The 16,125-nt window shown below is 68.1% G+C and carries 16 protein-coding genes and 1 pseudogene; 7 read left to right on the top strand and 10 right to left on the bottom strand.

Annotated elements, in window-relative coordinates:
- Window positions 1-20 precede the first annotated feature (20 nt).
- Window positions 21-368: a hypothetical protein gene (locus GFH49_RS13940; RefSeq protein ID WP_155056192.1), complete on the bottom strand. Its 348-nt coding sequence runs from the start codon at window positions 366-368 to the stop codon at window positions 21-23.
- Window positions 369-845: 477 nt separating this feature from the next.
- On the opposite strand from GFH49_RS13940, the gene GFH49_RS13935 reads away from it, so the two are divergent.
- Together GFH49_RS13935 and GFH49_RS13930 are read left to right on the top strand one after the other, a co-directional pair.
- Window positions 846-1,847: an acyl-CoA desaturase gene (locus tag GFH49_RS13935; RefSeq protein ID WP_155056191.1), complete on the top strand. Its 1,002-nt coding sequence runs from the start codon at window positions 846-848 to the stop codon at window positions 1,845-1,847.
- A gap of 48 nt (window positions 1,848-1,895) precedes the next feature.
- Window positions 1,896-2,294, top strand: a complete 399-nt coding sequence (locus tag GFH49_RS13930; protein ID WP_155056190.1) for a DUF5994 family protein — start codon at window positions 1,896-1,898, stop codon at window positions 2,292-2,294.
- Between the two features lie 230 nt (window positions 2,295-2,524).
- Here the strand turns inward: GFH49_RS13930 and GFH49_RS13925 are convergent, their stop codons facing one another.
- Window positions 2,525-2,776: a hypothetical protein gene (locus tag GFH49_RS13925; protein WP_155056189.1), complete on the bottom strand. Its 252-nt coding sequence runs from the start codon at window positions 2,774-2,776 to the stop codon at window positions 2,525-2,527.
- 169 nt (window positions 2,777-2,945) lie between these two features.
- Between GFH49_RS13925 and GFH49_RS13920 the strand changes: the two genes are divergently transcribed.
- The gene (locus GFH49_RS13920) at window positions 2,946-3,431 is read left to right on the top strand and encodes a DUF5994 family protein (protein WP_155056188.1); all 486 of its coding nucleotides are present in this window, start codon (window positions 2,946-2,948) and stop codon (window positions 3,429-3,431) included.
- Between the two features lie 166 nt (window positions 3,432-3,597).
- Here GFH49_RS13920 and GFH49_RS13915 read toward each other — a convergent pair whose 3' ends face one another.
- The 6 genes from GFH49_RS13915 to nhaA form a co-directional block, all read right to left on the bottom strand.
- Complete coding sequence (locus GFH49_RS13915; RefSeq protein WP_155056187.1) at window positions 3,598-4,086, bottom strand: Asp23/Gls24 family envelope stress response protein; 489 nt, start codon at window positions 4,084-4,086, stop codon at window positions 3,598-3,600.
- 172 nt (window positions 4,087-4,258) lie between these two features.
- Entirely contained in the window at window positions 4,259-4,426 is a 168-nt protein-coding gene (locus tag GFH49_RS39345) for a hypothetical protein (RefSeq protein WP_171117910.1), read from the bottom strand.
- 318 nt (window positions 4,427-4,744) lie between these two features.
- Window positions 4,745-5,017: a hypothetical protein gene (locus tag GFH49_RS13910; protein WP_155056186.1), complete on the bottom strand. Its 273-nt coding sequence runs from the start codon at window positions 5,015-5,017 to the stop codon at window positions 4,745-4,747.
- 243 nt (window positions 5,018-5,260) lie between these two features.
- Window positions 5,261-5,485: a hypothetical protein gene (locus tag GFH49_RS13905; RefSeq protein ID WP_155056185.1), complete on the bottom strand. Its 225-nt coding sequence runs from the start codon at window positions 5,483-5,485 to the stop codon at window positions 5,261-5,263.
- Between the two features lie 24 nt (window positions 5,486-5,509).
- Entirely contained in the window at window positions 5,510-6,049 is a 540-nt protein-coding gene (locus tag GFH49_RS13900; protein WP_155056184.1) for a DUF5994 family protein, read from the bottom strand.
- Window positions 6,050-6,527: 478 nt separating this feature from the next.
- Window positions 6,528-7,847, bottom strand: coding sequence for a Na+/H+ antiporter NhaA (gene nhaA, locus GFH49_RS13895; protein ID WP_155056183.1), 1,320 nt, complete (start codon window positions 7,845-7,847; stop codon window positions 6,528-6,530).
- Between the two features lie 862 nt (window positions 7,848-8,709).
- Between nhaA and GFH49_RS41720 the strand changes: the two are divergent.
- The 3 genes and pseudogenes from GFH49_RS41720 (at window position 8,710) to istB (ending at window position 12,519) form a co-directional block, all read left to right on the top strand.
- A pseudogene (locus GFH49_RS41720) lies at window positions 8,710-9,803 on the top strand (IS110 family RNA-guided transposase).
- A 659-nt stretch (window positions 9,804-10,462) separates the two neighbouring features.
- Window positions 10,463-11,713, top strand: coding sequence for an IS21 family transposase (gene istA / locus GFH49_RS13885; RefSeq protein WP_155056182.1), 1,251 nt, complete (start codon window positions 10,463-10,465; stop codon window positions 11,711-11,713).
- On the top strand, window positions 11,713-12,519 hold the full coding sequence (gene istB, locus GFH49_RS13880; protein ID WP_155056181.1) for an IS21-like element helper ATPase IstB: 807 nt from the start codon (window positions 11,713-11,715) through the stop codon (window positions 12,517-12,519). The genes istA and istB overlap by 1 nt, the downstream gene beginning before the upstream one ends.
- Before the next feature lie 275 nt (window positions 12,520-12,794).
- Here istB and GFH49_RS13875 read toward each other — a convergent pair whose 3' ends face one another.
- The gene (locus GFH49_RS13875; protein ID WP_155056180.1) at window positions 12,795-13,955 is read right to left on the bottom strand and encodes an HNH endonuclease; all 1,161 of its coding nucleotides are present in this window, start codon (window positions 13,953-13,955) and stop codon (window positions 12,795-12,797) included.
- 134 nt (window positions 13,956-14,089) lie between these two features.
- A complete protein-coding gene (locus tag GFH49_RS13870; protein WP_230396282.1) occupies window positions 14,090-14,974 on the bottom strand; it encodes a ThiF family adenylyltransferase in 885 nt (294 codons plus the stop codon).
- Here GFH49_RS13870 and GFH49_RS13865 point away from each other — a divergent pair.
- A protein-coding gene (locus GFH49_RS13865; protein WP_155056154.1) for an IS3 family transposase occupies window positions 14,904-16,081 on the top strand; the annotation gives its coding sequence in 2 pieces (ribosomal slippage) (window positions 14,904-15,165 and window positions 15,165-16,081; 1,179 coding nt in all). The genes GFH49_RS13870 and GFH49_RS13865 overlap by 71 nt on opposite strands.
- Window positions 16,082-16,125: the final 44 nt, after the last annotated feature.

Here is a 16,125-nt window from a genome sequence, read left to right as displayed (position 1 = left end):
AGCGCGGAGTATGCGGCCGCCTAGAGCTGGAGCAGCCGCTGGGTGATCTCCCGGTACTGGCTCAGCGCGTGCCGGAGTTCGTCGGACTGTGTTCCGGGGGCCTGATCCTGCCACCCGGCGCGCAGGAGACGCCGCCGTTCCGCGAGGGCGTTCACGAGCTGGGCGGTGGCTTCGTCGTAGGCGTTCTCGGCCTCTTCCAGCGCCTCGCGCGGAGTGTCGGCGAAGGTGTTGAAGGCGTGCCGGAGGCGCTGGACGATCTTGTCCCTTTCGGTCGACGGGAGCAGCGGCTCCGGGCCTGGGGCACGGCGTTCGGCGGGGCCCCGGGTCTGGCCCGCGGGCTGCTGGGCGCGTGTCTGGTCGTACATCATCGAGTGCCGCTTCCGTTCCGCCCGAAGGCGCTCTTGGTCTTCTCGACGGCCCGTTTCAGGCTTCCGGAGACCCGGTCAATCCTGCCTCGGCGTTGCAGTCGCCTGTTGCGGGTGACCCGGCCGAGTTCTGCCGTGATCCTGCCCTTCATCGGCTGCGCCTGGTTCCTGATGGTCCGTGAAAGCATCATGGCCAGCCTCGCTGTTGTCCAGGAGGTGGGTTCCCGCGGAGTCTGGGCGAGGCGGGTGGGCGGCATGCTTCGCCGTGTTCGGGAGTGGCATGGCCCTCGACGGTCCGTGTCAACGCGGTGGCCACGCGATCCGGCCTGCCTCGTTTCGTAGCGTGAGGGAGTACGGTTGGAGAAAGCGAGGTCTCTTCGTATGCCGGTGTCCGAACCGGCCCGTCCTCGCGACTCCCCATCACAGGGGCAGCCCGTGTCCCCGGCCGCGTCATACGCATCCAGGGCCGAGGAGCAACGTATGCCGCACAGTCCGATCACGTCCGCGACGGGCACACCGTCAAACCCCGCCCCGCCGCCCCAGGGTTACGACGGGACGTCTCCGTTCCCACCTGACGGCCCGGCGCCCGCGCGCGACGGAGGTGAGCGGCTGTACGTCACGGTGACGGCGGTGATCGTCCTCCTGCCGTTCGTGGCAATCGGCCTGGCCGGCTGGCTGCTGTGGGGACGCCTCATCCATCCCGCCGACATCGTCCTCGCGCTCGTCCTCTACACGATCACCGGTCTGGGCGTCACGGTCGGCTTCCACCGCGGCCTCACCCACGGCGGCTACCGGGCCGTCCGTCCCGTGCGGATCGCGCTCGCGGTGGCCGGTTCGATGAGCTTCCAGGGCGACGTCATCGGCTGGGTCGCCACCCACCGCCGCCATCACGCCTTCACCGACCGGCCCGGCGATCCGCACTCCCCGTACCGCTATGGCGCGCATCTGCGCGGCCAGTTGCGTGGGCTGCTGCACGCGCACGTCGGCTGGCTGTTCCGCAACGACCGCACACCCGCCGACCGGTACGCTCCCGACCTGCTGGCCGACCGCGACATCCGCGCCGTCGCCCGCGCCTTCCCGGCGCTGTGCGTCCTCACGCTCGCCCTGCCGTTCGCGGTGGGCTGGGCCATCGGCGGTACGTGGCTGTACGGCGTGACCGCCCTGCTGTGGGCGGGACTTGTGCGCATCGCGCTGCTCCACCACGTCACCTGGAGCGTGAACTCCCTCTGTCACCTGATCGGTGAGCGCCCGTTCCGTACCCGGCGCCACGACCGGGCCACGAACCTGTGGCCCCTCGCCCTGCTGTCGTTCGGCGAGAGCTGGCACAACCTCCACCACGCCGACCCCACCAGCGCCCGCCACGGCGTAGACCGCGGCCAGCTCGACCCCTCCGCCGCCGTCATCCGCCTCCTGGAACGCCTCGGCTGGGTGTACGACGTGCGCTGGCCCACTCCGGACCGCGTGGCCGCCCGCCGCGCCTGACACCGGTCACTCACCTCCTCCGCCGCACGGCAGTTGACAGGAGCTTTTATGACCACCGCGCTGCAACCCCCTCCTCCCCCCCATCCCCTTCTCCGCCTGCGCCTGGCTCCCCACGGCGGTATGCCCCAGCCCATCGACGGAGCGTGGTGGCCCCGTTCGTACGACCTGCTCGCCGAACTTCCCCGGCTGCTCGCCGGATTGCCGCGCGCGTGGGGCCACATCACGAGCGTCACCGTCAACGGGGCGACATGGTCTGCGGTGCCCGGCCGGATGCTCGTCTTCAACCAGGTCGTACGACTGAGCAGGACCGTGGCGGCATCCGCCCCACACACGATCGTCTTGCTCGCCCCCGGCCGGGGGCGCTGGGACCTGCTGGTCGTCCCTCCGGATACGACCGAGGAGGCCGCGGAACCGCTCATGGCGGCCGCGGCAAGTGGTCACGTCTGATCCGGCCCACCACGGACTGCCCGACGAATCATCAGGGCACCCACGGCCAGGGCGACGACTGTCACATCCCCACCACCAGTCGGCCGGGCGGGCCGGTGGTGGCCTCGTACGACGAGGAAGTTCCGCCGGCCTGTTCCGCCGTCACGAGGGCGGTCGCGGTCATTGGCGGGCCGGTGTTCGCGCTCGCGGCGGCCATCAGCCGGGCGAACGGACCGCTCCCGGACGTCGGCTCACTTCCGTCGGCGGTCGTCCTCCGAGGAGCGGCTCGTCTCCAGCCAGGACCGTGCCGGTTCTGCCGGGCGGGTGGTGTCCACGGTGAGCTGGAGGCGGGTCCCTCCCTCGGTGTCCGCGGGATAGCTGCGCTGCTCGGTGGCGGCGAAGCACTGGCGGAGAACCTCGGCGACGCGACGGGCGACCTCGGGGGAGGCCGCGACGATACGTACCTCGGCGTGCCCGTCCGGGGGTGTTTCCGTGGGCTGCATGGCGACCTCGTCGTTCGGGCACAGATGAGCGGACCGATCTTTCACTCTACTCCGGCATGCCCCGTGGCCCTCGGGTGTGACCGGCGAGCGTCCCGGCCGATGTGGGCCGCGGAGTACCGTGAAGCAAGGAAGTCACTCCGTTTTCCTCACAGGCAGGCAGGCGAGTGCGATGTCCGACTCCGGCTCCCCGCGTGTGACCAGGCTCCTGCCGGACGCCGTCCACCAGGCCCTGAAACCCGGGACGGCTGTCGTACGACTGGAGACTACGCACGACCGCCGGGGTGTTCTCGACGGAGCATGGTGGCCGCGGTCCCGCGACATCGCCGCAGAGCTCCCCGCCCTGATCGCCGCCCTGGCCGAGTACCTCGGGCCGGTCACACGTGTCGGCCTGGACGCCGGTGCCTGGGAAGCACTGCCGACGAGGCTGGTCATCGATGACCGAGTCGTGCACATCGACTCCTTCCCGGTCGGTGACGACACCGTCCTCATCACCCGTGGCGAGCAGGATCTCTTCTCCCTGCTCGTGGTCCCGCCGCACGCGACGCCCGACGCTGCGCGCGCCGCGATGGCCGAGGCCGTGCGCGCCGGCAACGTCACGCAGGCCGAACAGATCCTCATCGACACCGGCACCGACCGGGCAGTGCCGGAGGTGTGAGAGCGATCAGCCGCCGTGGTCCTCGGGCTGGTCCGGTGCGGGTGCCGGGATGGGCCGCGGTGAGGTGGATCCGACGACCGCCGTTCTGACGAGCGATCACCCCCCATGGCAGGCAAGCAAGGACGGGAGGCGCGCGCTCCTTGCGCGCTTCGGCTCCGGCAAGCGATTACTCGAGCCGCCGCTCCGGTTGTTCCTCGTCCTCGTCGAACACATGCACATCGCCGACCGCGATGTTGACCTCGACAACTTCCAGACCGGTCATCCGCTCGATGGCAGCGATCACGTTCTCTCTGACGTCGCCCGCGACATCGATGATGGAGACGCCGTACTCGACGACGATCTCCAGGTCGACCGCGGTCTGTACCTCGCCCACCTCGACCTTCACCCCGCTGGTGACGGACTTCCCGCCGACACCGGGCATACGTTCACGCATGGCCCCCATGCCACGGGCGAATCCACCACCCATCGCATGGACGCCCGGCACATCCCGGGCCGCCATCCCGGCGATCTTCGCCACCACACCGTCGGCGATCGTTGTACGGCCACGCGATCCCGGATCGCTTCCGTGCGGCACCCCCGCACTCTTCCCGCCGCGCTCGCCCAATGATCCCGCGTGAGGGGTTTCGGGCCGGTTCGGCAGTCCGGTGTCCGTCATCTTCGGTCACCTCTTTCCGAGGCGCAGGCAGCCTGTCGTGCCTCTTCTTCACGCTAACGGCGATTGCCCGACGTCGCTCAGGCAAGTGGCATGCGAGACGATGTTGGGCCTTGCGCCAGGCCCCGGTGGCACCCCACGCAGAGGGGCGGGTTGGGTGGCCGGTCGGACCGCCTTACCGGACGCGGGGCCTGCGGCGGCGCCCCATCCGCGTTCTGAGAAGGACAAGGTCCGCGATGAGCACCATCACCCCGATGATCAGCAGGTAGAGCGTGTCCCTGCCGAGCGCCCCGATGACGCCGAGCGCAACCGCCACGATGAGCAGCAGAAGAAACAGCACCACGTCAGCCTCCCGGCATCAGCGGCGGGCCAGTCACTGTCCGCCGTCCACGTAGACGGCGCATCTCTCGGCCCTTCGGTTCGACAACGTCGCATTTGCGTCACTCATGGAGATCGGCCGAGTGGATCACACCTTCTCCCTGTGGCATGCCGGTGACGCAACGGCCCCGGCGTATACACACCGGGGCCGCCCTTCCGGGTCATTGCACGTGAGCGTGCGCCGACCCACTCACCAGGGTAGGCCCGGCACGCCATTTCAGTCATATGGGAGGACATGGCCGTCATGTGACGGGCCGGAGCCCTGCGGGCGGCCTGGGCCGTGTCAGTCACTGTCCTTCTCTTTGGCCTCCATGAGCTGGATTCCCTTGTGCGTCAGTGTGACCATCGCGGGTGTGTTTCCTCGCGCCCAGTCGACCTGGATCAGCCCCTCGGCCGCCAGGTAGGTGCAGGCGGCGGCCAGGTCCTCCTCGGGCATGGCGAGATCCTCGCGCAGCTGCGCCCCGGTGAGGCCGAGGAGGCGATTGCCTTCCATGGCCTCGTACAGGGTCTTCATGATCGCCTCGCGGTAGTGCTGCCGCTCGTGCAATGTCGCCATGGCCGCCTGCCTCTCGTGTCGGCACCGACGGAAACCCGTACGTCTGGGGCGGTATCCTCCTTCCCCCGCTGACGGTCATCTCCTCAGATTTCGTCCGGCTGTGTGTGATCGTCCCGGGAGGACTGGCTGGTCAACAGCCAGGAGCGCCCCGCTCATTCACGACGGTGTGGATCAGGGCGGCGTGCCGGTGGGTGTGACGGCCGTCGCCCCATACCCACCCCCGGCTGGAAGCGGTCTGCGTCATCAGCGGCTCCCGTCTCGACGCTCACGGCGGGTGGCGTCGGCAGGAGAACCCTTCGGCGCGGTCGCACATGGGCTCTTACGGTTCCGCCGACCGATTCCCGGTAGGGCGTCGCTGTAGCGGAACGCGGCGATCCTTTCGTCATGCTGCGCGTTGAGCCGGTGGATCAGGAACATTCCCACGATGATGACGAAGATGATCACGGCGACGGTGACGGCTGTCTCCACATCCTCACCTCCACAGGGCGGAACTCAAGACCCCGACGCGGCTGCGGCCGCCGAAGCGGCTCCGCCGTCGGTCTCCCATTCCTCTTCCCGGCCCCGAGTCTCCGCCGCGTCGTGGCTCATGGCCTCGTCTGCCATCAGACCGCTGGCCGTACGGATACCTCCCGGAACGGTTGCTGCTGCCATCAGCCGGGCGGCGGCGGCCGGCTCCGTCTCCGGAGGGATCACCAGCAGGTCCAGGCGGCCCACCGTGTAGGAGAGGAGGATCACTTTGTTGGGGTCCTGCTCGTCGGCGAACCAGCCGACATGCACCGTGTGCCCCGTGACGGGGACCCTGCGCGGGATGACGGGCCAGTGGGCCGGGTTCACGGTGACGCGTGTGATCCGGCCCCAACACGCGTCCAGGGCGTGCGTCAGAGTGGGTATCTCCCGGAGGAGATCACGGGAGCGGGGCCACCAGGCACCGTCCAGGAGACCTGGACCTGAGCCGGTCGGGGCCAGGGACAGCCGGGCCGACGCCGAGGGCAGGCGCTCTTTGATGATCGTAGGTTCGATGGTCGCGGTCATGACACGGACCTGTCCCCGGGCCTCCTCCTGGAGGCCGGTGTTGCTGCTCGCCGGGAATGACACCGCCGTGGCGGCCGGTGTGCGAAGTACTCCCGGTCGTTTCACTCTACGCCGCTCCGAGGCCCCGGGACGTCCTCGTGAGCAGGCATTTTACTGAGAGGCGGATCAGGGCGGTTCCGGCTCATTGCGACCGGGCCGCGGTCATGGCGAGTATCGCTGCCATGGTGAGCGGTCTCCGTGGCCTCGGCTCCCTCGGCCCGAGGGCAAGGGCCGTCGCGCTCGGTGGCGGGAGTGCGGCGGTGGTGCCCAGGCCCCGCCGTCCGTCTCCCACGCCCCCTCCGCGCTTCGGGCGTCGGTGACGTCGCCAGTCGCCTTCCTCGTCGGCCATCAGCCGCGCAGGCGCGCGCCGGTGGCTGGTGTGCGCCTACGGTCACCGGGTGTGGCCGGTCTCCTGCGTCGGGCTGTCGGTCCTCGGCCGTCACCGGCGGCGCCGGGCACGGATCGGGCCCGTGCCGCGCTGGTAGATGTCGGGGATGCCGTCGGCGTCCTCGTCGAGGTGCTCCGCCTCCCACAGCCTGCGGTAGATGCTGTTACGGCGTTTGACCAGCAGGGCGGCGATGCCGGCGGCGAGCAGTGAGCCGACCAGTACGGCGGCCTTGATCCGCTCGGTGTCAGCCGGGTCGGCGAAGGCCACCTCGCCGATGAGCAGGGCGACGGTGAACCCGATTCCGGCGAGAACCGCGAGGGCGAAGACGTCGGCCCAGGCCAGGTCGGGGTTGAGCCGGGCCCGGGTGTACCGGGCGGCGAGGTAGGTTCCCGCGAAGATCCCCACGGCCTTGCCGACAACCAGGCCAAGCACCACGCCCAGCGGCTCGGGACGGGTGAACACCTGGCCCAGCACGGGAACGGAGATGCTCACCCCGGCGGCCAACAGGGCGAACAGGGGGACGGCGACACCGGCTGACACCGGACGCAGCAGGTACTCGGTGCGCTCCCCGGGCGAGGCATCCTCCCCCGTACCCTGGTCGCGGGCGCAGCGAAGGATCAGTCCCATCGCCACCCCGGCCACGGTGGCGTGCACTCCGCCGTTGTACATCAGCGCCCAGATGACCACGGCCAAGGGCACGTACCACCACCATCCGCGCACCCTGAACCGTTGCAGCAGGTAGAAGACGACCAGCCCGCCGACGGCCCCTCCGAGGGCTGCCGGGTTCAGGCGGCTGGTGAAGAACAACGCGATGACCAGGATTGCGCCCAGGTCGTCGACGACCGCCAGGGTGAGCAGGAAGGCCCGCAACGCGGTCGGCAGGTGGGTGCTGAGCACAGCGAGGACCGCGAGTGCGAAGGCGATGTCGGTCGCCATCGGCACCGCCCAGCCGCCGGCACGGCCGCCACTGGCAGCGGCCGTGGCCAGGTAGATCGCCGCGGGCACCACCATGCCGCACACCGCGGCGACCACCGGCAGGACCGCGGTGGCCGAGGTGCGCAGCTGGCCGGCCACGAGTTCGCGTTTGAGCTCGATCCCCGCGACCAGGAAGAAGACGGTGAGCAGCCCGTCGGCGGTCCAGTGCTGCACCGACAGATCCAGCCCGAGTGCCGCTATCCCGAAGTGGACGTCGCGCAGCGCCTCGTAGCTCCCGCGCCACGGCGTGTTCGCCCACACCAGCGCCACCAGGGCGGCGATCAGCAGCACCAGGCCGCCGACCGTCTCCGTTCGCAGGGCCCGGGCCACCTGTACGCGTTCCGGCCAGGGCAGCAGTCCGAGGAAGACCGAAGGCTCGCGCGGGGCAGCAGGCATCGGGGGGACCTCCGGGCAACGGGCATAGGCACGGAGCCCTCCCATGCCGACCGGACGTTCCGGTGTGATCGTGCCTTTATGGCTCATTCGTAACATCTCATCCACCGTAGCCCGCCCGCAGCCGCCCGTGGTGCGGGACCACCAGGGGACTGCGCGAGGCGGCACCGGGGCTGTCGTCGGAGTTGAGGGGATCGGAGAACTGGTCGTAGTCGATCTTCTTTCTGCCGACCCCGTCGTGCGCTGAGGCTGGGCAGGACCTTGGCCCGAGTGCCGCCTCCGGTGGCGCCGGGTTCCACTGCTCCGGGTGTTGAGGCGCCGTCGAAGGGACGGGGGATCCGTCGGTCGGCTGTGGTCCGCCAGCTGGGCGAGTCGGTTGAGGTCGGCGGTGATGTGACTGATCCAGGGCCAGTGCCAGGCCAGGCTGGACGACCAGCTCGAGGCCATCGGTGAGGTAGACGGCGAGGTCGGCGCCCAGGTCGCTACCCCTGATCGCACTGCTTGCCTTTGTGTCCTGTTGTGCTCGGCCGGGATCCGGTTTGGGGTGTTGCGTGAAGGGGATTGAGCATGTCCTACGGTTCCTGAGCGGTAGAGGGATAGGGAGCGGGAGGATGGATGGGTGCTGTCCCGGGTCCGTGGTCTGACTCATGATTTCTCTGACCGAAGTGTCTCGATCACACGGTGTCGGCCGTTGGCCGGAGATGGTGCGTTGTCGGTGCCGGGCTGGCGGGGTGTGTCCCGATAGGGGCCTGCCGATTGTTGTGGCGTCCTCACGATTCTGACCGTCTGACGCGGCCCGGTACCGGCAACGCGACACGTCATCGCACCGGAAGGGGGGAACGGAACGGGCATGTCCAGTTCGACCGTGCCCAGTACGTCGTCGGCTCCGCGAACCCGTCGCCGCCCTGCGGGGGAGGTGGTGCTGGGAGTGGATACGCATCGGGATGTCCACGTGGCTGCAGTGCTCTCCGTATCGGGGGCAGTCCTTGCCACCGATGAGTTCCCGGCCACCGCGGCCGGCTCCCGTGATCTGCTGAAGCGCGCCAGGAAGTGGGGAACCGTGAGGCGGGCCGGAGTGGAGGGGACCGGCTCTTACGGAGCGTCGTTGTCCCGCTATCTTCTGGCCCAGGGCGTGGACGTGTTTGACGTGAATCGGATGGACCGTGCGGATCGTCGTCGGCGTGGCAAGTCGGATCCGCTCGATGCCCAGAACGCGGCGCGAGCCGTGTTGAGCGGGCGGGCCCGTGCCCGGGCCAAAACGGGCGACGGACCGGTGCAGATCGCGAGAATGTACAAACTCAGACGTCGGCCGTCAAAGCCCGCACGCAGGCCATCAACCAGCTCAAGGCCGTCCTCGTCACTGCCGATCCCGTCTTGCGGGAGGAACTGGCCGGACTGGGCAATGCCGAACTCTTCCGTACCTGCATGCAGTTCACCGATGCGCGTGGGCGCGAGGAGGTCGGCGCCGAGTCGGTGGTGCAGGCCACCCGGATCACGCTGGGCCTGCTGGCTCACCGGATCGGCCGGCTCTCCGAGGAGATTCGGGATGTGGAGGCTCGTCTTGGCCGGCTTGTGGAACGGCACGCCCCGCAGTTGCTCGACGTCGTGGGGATCGGTCCGGACACGGCGGTCGCTCTGCTGATCACGATGGGGGACAACCCGGAGCGGCTGGACAGTGAGGCGTCGTTCGCCGCGCTGTGCGGAGTCAGCCCGGTCGAGCGTTCCTCGGGACGGCGAAACTACCGTCGGCTCAACTGCGGCGGCGACCGTCAGGCCAACGCCGCGCTCCACCGCATCGTGTTCACCCGTCTGCGGGTCGACCCGCGCACTCAGGACTACTACGAGCGCCGGATCAAGGAGGGCAAGACCCGGCGCGAAATCGTCCGTTGCCTCAAACGCTACGCGGCCCGCGAGGTCTTCCACCTGGTCAAACAGCTACAACCAGCACCCCGCTCATAGGGGCTGTGTGAGAGCGGAGTGCGACGAGAAGCCCTGCAGGTGCTGCCCGGCGGGGCTTCTGAGTAGGTGGGTTTCCGTGTCCGCCGTGAGCACCGTTGCACTCGGGTCCTCCTCTCTCGAGCACCCGAAACAAGGCCACGGAGACGACGCGCGTGTTATGGCCGATTCGCAGCATGCGGCCCGGGAACTTTCTCGACCAACCAGGCCGTATCCTTCACCCCTGCAAATCTCAACGCCTTTGGAGATGTCTGCAGCATTGGAGCGCCCGCCGCGGCATTGCCGGAGACGGCGGTCGCCAGCCTCTCACGCGTCACCGCCGAGGACTTCTCCCTCTTCATCGCGCGGCCGCATTGCTTTGCTGGTCTGGTAGGCGGGTGGCATCGCTACACGCCGCTCGTTGCCGGACGCTGCCCGCAACCCGGAACCTGACCGGGGGGCCAGGAAGTGGTGCCACAATGCAGTTTAGCCGCCTTCCTGTAGGCCCCCGCTATAGGGGCTTGAGAGGCGACCGGGCTTCGCGGGCTGTAGGAGGCGTCAATCCTGCGAGGGGACGCGACGGTTTGCCGCTGTCGGCGACGGCTGAAAAGTGGACCACGGGTGGCGCTTGAAAGTTGACCCCCTCCAGGGGTCTGGCTCGTTGAGTCAGGCCGGGAGGAGTGGTGATCAGCGTGGAGGACTGGGCGGAGATCCGTCGGCTTCACCGGGCCGAGCAGATGCCGGTTCGGGCGATCGCGAGGAAGCTGGGGATCGCGAGGAACACTGTCCGCAGGGCGATCGCGGACGACGCGCCGCCGAAGTATCAGCGGGCTCCGAAGGGCTCGATCGTGGACGCGGTCGAGCCGCAGATTCGTGAACTGCTCGAGCAGTGGCCTGAGATGCCGGCGACTGTGATCGCCGAGCGGATCGGCTGGGACCGCGGTCTGACCGTGCTCAAGGACCGGGTCCGGGACCTGCGGCCGGCTTATCGGCCTGCGGATCCGGCCTCGCGAACGGTCTATGAGCCGGGCGAGATCGGCCAGTGTGACCTGTGGTTCCCGCCGGCCGACATCCCGCTCGGCTTCGGCCAGGTCGGGCGGCCGCCGGTGCTGGTCATGGTCGCGGGCTACTCGCGGTGGATCACCGCTCGGATGCTGCCCTCCAGGTCGGCGGCCGACCTGATCGCCGGGCACTGGCGGCTGCTGACAGAGCTGGGCGCCGTCCCACGGGTGCTGGTCTGGGACAACGAGGGAGCCGTCGGCTCCTGGCGGTCCGGCGGACCCCAACTCACAGACGAGTTCGCTGCGTTCGCCGGACTGCTGGGCATCAAGTTCCTGCTCTGCAAGCCGCGGGATCCCGAGTCCAAGGGCCTGGTCGAGCGGGCCAACGGCTATCTCGAGACGTCGTTCCTGCCCGGGCGGGTGTTCACTTCGCCGGCCGACTTCAACATCCAGCTCGCCGACTGGCTGACCAGGGCCAACCGGCGCATCCACCGCACCTTGCAGGCCCGCCCAGCGGACCGGTTGGAGGCCGACCGCTCTCGCATGCTCGCCCTGCCGCCGATCGCCCCGCCGGGCTGGTGGAAGGCATCTCTGCGGCTGCCCCGAGACCACTACGTCCGCCTGGACACCTGCGACTACTCGGTGCATCCGCTGGCCGTCGGCCGTCGCGTCGAGGTCGCCGCCGACCTGGACCAGGTCTTGGTGACCTGCGACGGCGTCGAGGTCGCCCGCCATGCCCGCAGCTGGGCCCGCCACCAGACCATCACCGACCCGGACCACGCGGCCGCTGCCGCGGCCGCCCGCAAGGCGGCCGCCGGCACGAAACCGGCGCCGGTGGACGTGACGGAGGTCGAGGAGCGGTCGCTGGACACCTACGACCGGATCTTCGGCGTCATCGACGGCGGGCTGAGCACGGGTGAAGGGGCAGCGTGATGAGCACGAAGAACGGCACGAACCAGGCCAGGACCAGCCGCGACGTCGGCTCCGAACTGATCTATCTGACCAAGGCGCTGAAGGCTCCGGCCCTGCGGGATGCGGCAGCCCGGCTCGCCGAGCGGGCTCGCCACGAGGGCTGGAGCCACGAGGAGTATCTGGCCGCATGCCTGCAGCGGGAGGTCGCCGCCCGTGACTCCCACGGCGCCGAGGGCCGCATCCGGGCAGCTCGTTTTCCCTCTCGCAAGTCGCTGGAGGACTTCGACTTCGACCACCAGCGGTCCGTGAAACGCGAGGTCATCGCCCATCTGGGGACGCTGGACTTCGTCGCCGGAAAGGAGAATGTGATCTTCCTGGGACCGCCCGGAACCGGCAAGACCCACCTCGCCACCGGCCTGGGCATCCGGGCCTGCCAGGCCGGCCACCGGGTCGCCTTCGGCACCGCCGCCCAGTGGGTCACCCGCCTCGCCGAAGCCCATCAAGCAGGGCGTCTGAGCGACGAGTTGACCCGGCTGGGACGGATCCCGCTGATCGTGGTCGACGAGGTGGGATACATCCCCTTCGAGCCCGAGGCCGCGAACCTGTTCTTCCAGTTCATCTCGGGCCGCTACGAACGCGCCTCGGTGATCGTGACCAGCAACAAGCCCTTCGGGCGCTGGGGCGAGGTCTTCGGCGACGACACCGTCGCCGCCGCGATGATCGACCGCCTCGTCCACCACGCCGAGGTCATCTCGCTGAAGGGCGACAGCTACCGCATGCGCGGCCGCGACCTCGGACGGGTTCCCGCCGCCAACACCGGGGAATGACCAACATCAACTGACGCAGCGGGGGGTCACTTTTCACCCGCCGGAATCGGCTCACATTTCAAGCGTCGCCGACATGCCGCGACCGGTGCACTCTCGCGACGACGACCCAGGAGCAGCACGGGGTTAGGCAAGTGCTGCCCTTGTGGAGCCGTAGTCGCTTACGCAACCGTTGGCGGAACTCGGCGGTCACGGTGCTGCGGGGCTTGATCGCATGGCAGTTGGGGCACAGAGCCATCATTGCCTGGGGCAGGTCTTCGCCGCCTTGTGCGTGATCGTCAAGAGATGCGCAACGCTGCCGTGTACTGGCCGGCGGTGCGGTCGTAGATGACCAGGTCGGGGTGAACATTGGCATCGTGGACACGGCCGAGCGTCACTGCAGCCGAAACGGGAATAGCTGCCACTACGTGCAGTCGTCGTAGGTTCTTGTGGTTGGCCTCCAGCTCGGAGAGTAGTTGCCGGAGCACCGAGGTGAACTCGTTGAGCGTGGGAACGGAATTGATTACGTCGACGGACGGGGTGACGTCGTGCGGGTGAATCGTCCAGCGCGGAAGCAGGGCAAGCTGTTGGGGTAGCTCTTCTGCCTGGATCGATCCGGAGATGTTCAACATCAGTACTCCGTCAGGGGCGTCAGGGGCAGGAGAGAGAGGCGGCTCGGTGACGAAGCGCACCATCGGGTCCGTCGTGTCGGGCCAGGACCAGGATTCCGTGCTGCGGTGCCGTTGATAGATGGAGACGGTGAATGTGTCGTCCAAGCGGGAGCCGAAATAGGCAAGCAGTGGCAAGCGGGCGAAGGCGAAGGCACTCACGTGGTGCACTGAGTCCTCACGCAGCGCTTCCGCCAGTTTGTGTTCCAGGACCCGATCGATTTGCTGCTGGCACTGCTCCCAGTACGCTGGCCCGCCGGCCTTCTCACCTGGTATGCGTCGTAGATCGATCTCGAAGCCGTCGCCGTGCAGGCTGAGGGGGAAGTCGGGGAATCGCTCTTCGGAGCGGATGACGGCCTCGGCGGCAGTGGGCTTGGTGAGTTCGACTTCCTGGCTGCGGACTTGTCCGATCAGCCGGATTACCACGGTGCCGGTTTCCGGGTTAAGAGCAGTTAGCCGTCGGATCCACTCCTCCCGATCGCGCTTGATGCGCCGGAGCCGTTCGACCGTCATGACGTCGAGAGAGCCCTTGCGGTCGATTTCGTTATGCTCGCCGCGGCACAGCAGCATGAGGTTGTCAGCCAGGTCGCGCTGATCCTTCGGAAGGGGGTCCATGCCGCGCGGTGACTTCGGCGTTGCGTCCTGTCCCACGATGTGGGCGAGCTCTCCGAGGGTGAAGTCCTGATACGTGAGTTTTCCCTCAAGAAGGTAGGTTCCGCAAAGCTCGCATCGTCCGCCGGCGCGGACCCAGACCTTGAGCCGCTCGACGTCGGGGATGGACTTGCGTGCCACAGGTCGACTCCTCTTGGCGCAGGCGGGGGTTGTGCGTCTCGCGTGTCTTGGTTCGGGGACACCGGGTCTGTTGCTGTGGTGCCGTGCAGCGGAAGTATGGGGTATGGGCGCTTGGTCTGGCCGCACCGGCCGGGCTAGGGGACATGGGGGACGTAGTGATGATGCGGTCCGCTGCGGGCGTGCGGAAGAGCGACCAGATGGGTTCCTGATTTCGACCCGGCCAGCTGCATGCCGAGAAACGTGGTGAGCGTGGCGGCGACGGCGGCGAGGTCGGCAGAGGATCCGTGGAAGGTGGGAACGGAGCAGCCGCGGGTCGGTACGAGTTCGTCGTCGGGCTCTGCTTCTTGCCACAGGGCGTGGTACAGCTCGAGTTGGTGGTCGTCGAGTACCGAGGGGCCAGCCAGGGAGTCCAAGCTGTGGGGGCCTTGGAGGGTTCCCGGTGCGCAGACGGTGAGGATGCCAAGTGTCCCGGTGCGTGTGTCTGTGGCGATCTGGGCGAGGGTTGCCTTGCGGTTGGGTGTGCGTGCGAGGACATCGAGGCATTGCCCGATGGCCAGGCTGACCGTGGCGTCGATCACGAGGTCGGCCTGGTTCATGATCTGTTCGGCGTCCTCGGGGAGGAGGCCCTCGGCGATGTCGACGGTCAGGCTGTCGTCGATGTTACGAAGCCGGTCAGCGAGCGCGGCGGCCTTGGCCGCGCCGAGGTCGGTCTCGAGGAAGTTCTGCCGGACGAGCAGCCCGCCGGTGACGACGCTGGGGTCGCACAGGGTGATGCGTGCGGCTCCGGCGCGTGCGATGAACTCGGCGGTCCAGGATCCGATGCCTCCGCAGCCCCAGATGTGGATGTGTTTGTGCTGGTAGCTGTTGACGGGGCGGTTTGAGGGGCCCCGAAGATCCCGGACAGGGACCCAATAGGGTTGTCCTGTAAGGAATCGAGGGAAGAAGCAAGTGGCACGTCCAAGTCCGTACTCGCCGGAGTTCCGTGAAGAAGCGGTCCAACTGGCTTTGAAATCCAGCAAGCCGGTCGCTCATGTCGCCCGGGAACTCAACGTGAATCCCGAGACGCTCCGCACCTGGGTGCGCCAGCATGAGCGCGAGCACGGACAGCAGGCTGGGCCGCTGCCGGTGGACGAGCGTGCCGAATTGAAGGAGCTGCGACGCCGGAACCGAGAGCTTGAGCAGGAGAACGCCTTCCTGAAAAAAGCCGCAGCGTACTTCGCGAAGGATCCCCGGTAGCGAGCAAGTACGAGTTCATCGATTCGATGCGGCTCGACAACGCGGAGTGCGCGTACTCCGTCGAGTTCATGTGCAGAAAACTCGGCGTGTCCAAGTCCGGCTACTACGACTGGAGAAACCGGCCCGATTCCGCGACCGCCCAGCGGCGCGAGGAACTGCGGCTGCTCATCAAGAAGGCGTTCGACATGTCCGACGGCACCTATGGCTATCGGCGCGTCCACGCGCAGCTGCTGCGCTGGGGCGTCGCCGCCGGCCCGGAGCTGGTCCGCCAGCTGATGCGCGAGCTGGGCCTGGTGCCCTGCCAGCCGCGGCCGAAGCAGTGGTCTCTCACCCAGGCGGCACCCGGTCCGGTGCCGGACCTCGTGGGCCGCGACTTCACCGCCGAGGCACCCGGTGAAAAACTCGTCGGTGACATCACTTACATTCCCACCGGCGAGGGCTGGCTGTATCTGGCAACCGTTATCGACTGCTGCACCAAAGAGGTCATCGGCTATGCCATGGACGACCACTACCAGACGCCATTGATATCCCGGGCCATCCGTAAGGCGGCACGGAACAGGAAGCTCTCGAAGGGTGCCATATTTCACTCCGACCGGGGCAGCAACTACATGTCCGCCGAGTACGCAAAGGTTCTCGAGGGGTTGAGACTTCGCCGGTCGGCCGGGCGTACCGGGATCTGTTTCGACAACGCCATGGCGGAGTCGTTCTTCGGGGCCCTGAAGAACGAACGAGTGTCGCGGGTAACGTACTTGACTCGCGAGGCCGCCCGGCATGACATCACCCGGTACATCGAATTCTGGTACAATCGCAAGCGCCTTCACTCAGCCGTCGGCTATCGCCCTCCGCGAGAAGTCCACGCCGAACATGTGAAGTTGCGAATCGTCGCCTGAAGTAAACAGTCGCATCCCTGTCCGTGGAACGCGAGGCCCCTCAG

Origin of the sequence: Streptomyces blattellae, from assembly GCF_009709555.1 — a bacterium.
Classification (GTDB): Bacteria; Actinomycetota; Actinomycetes; order Streptomycetales; family Streptomycetaceae; genus Streptomyces; species Streptomyces blattellae.
This window is presented reverse-complemented; position numbering and strand designations above follow the sequence as displayed.

Excerpts from the sequence above, each read along its gene's own strand:
- nhaA (WP_155056183.1), bottom strand. The coding sequence starts at position 7,847 with ATGCCTGCTGCCCCGCGCGAGCCTTCGGTCTTCCTCGGACTGCTGCCC.
- GFH49_RS13930 (WP_155056190.1), top strand. The coding sequence starts at position 1,896 with ATGACCACCGCGCTGCAACCCCCTCCTCCCCCCCATCCCCTTCTCCGC.
- GFH49_RS13935 (WP_155056191.1), top strand. The coding sequence starts at position 846 with ATGCCGCACAGTCCGATCACGTCCGCGACGGGCACACCGTCAAACCCC.
- GFH49_RS13920 (WP_155056188.1), top strand. The coding sequence starts at position 2,946 with ATGTCCGACTCCGGCTCCCCGCGTGTGACCAGGCTCCTGCCGGACGCC.
- GFH49_RS13915 (WP_155056187.1), bottom strand. The coding sequence starts at position 4,086 with ATGACGGACACCGGACTGCCGAACCGGCCCGAAACCCCTCACGCGGGA.
- GFH49_RS13925 (WP_155056189.1), bottom strand. The coding sequence starts at position 2,776 with ATGCAGCCCACGGAAACACCCCCGGACGGGCACGCCGAGGTACGTATC.
- GFH49_RS13910 (WP_155056186.1), bottom strand. The coding sequence starts at position 5,017 with ATGGCGACATTGCACGAGCGGCAGCACTACCGCGAGGCGATCATGAAG.
- istB (WP_155056181.1), top strand. The coding sequence starts at position 11,713 with ATGAGCACGAAGAACGGCACGAACCAGGCCAGGACCAGCCGCGACGTC.
- GFH49_RS13940 (WP_155056192.1), bottom strand. The coding sequence starts at position 368 with ATGATGTACGACCAGACACGCGCCCAGCAGCCCGCGGGCCAGACCCGG.
- GFH49_RS13900 (WP_155056184.1), bottom strand. The coding sequence starts at position 6,049 with ATGACCGCGACCATCGAACCTACGATCATCAAAGAGCGCCTGCCCTCG.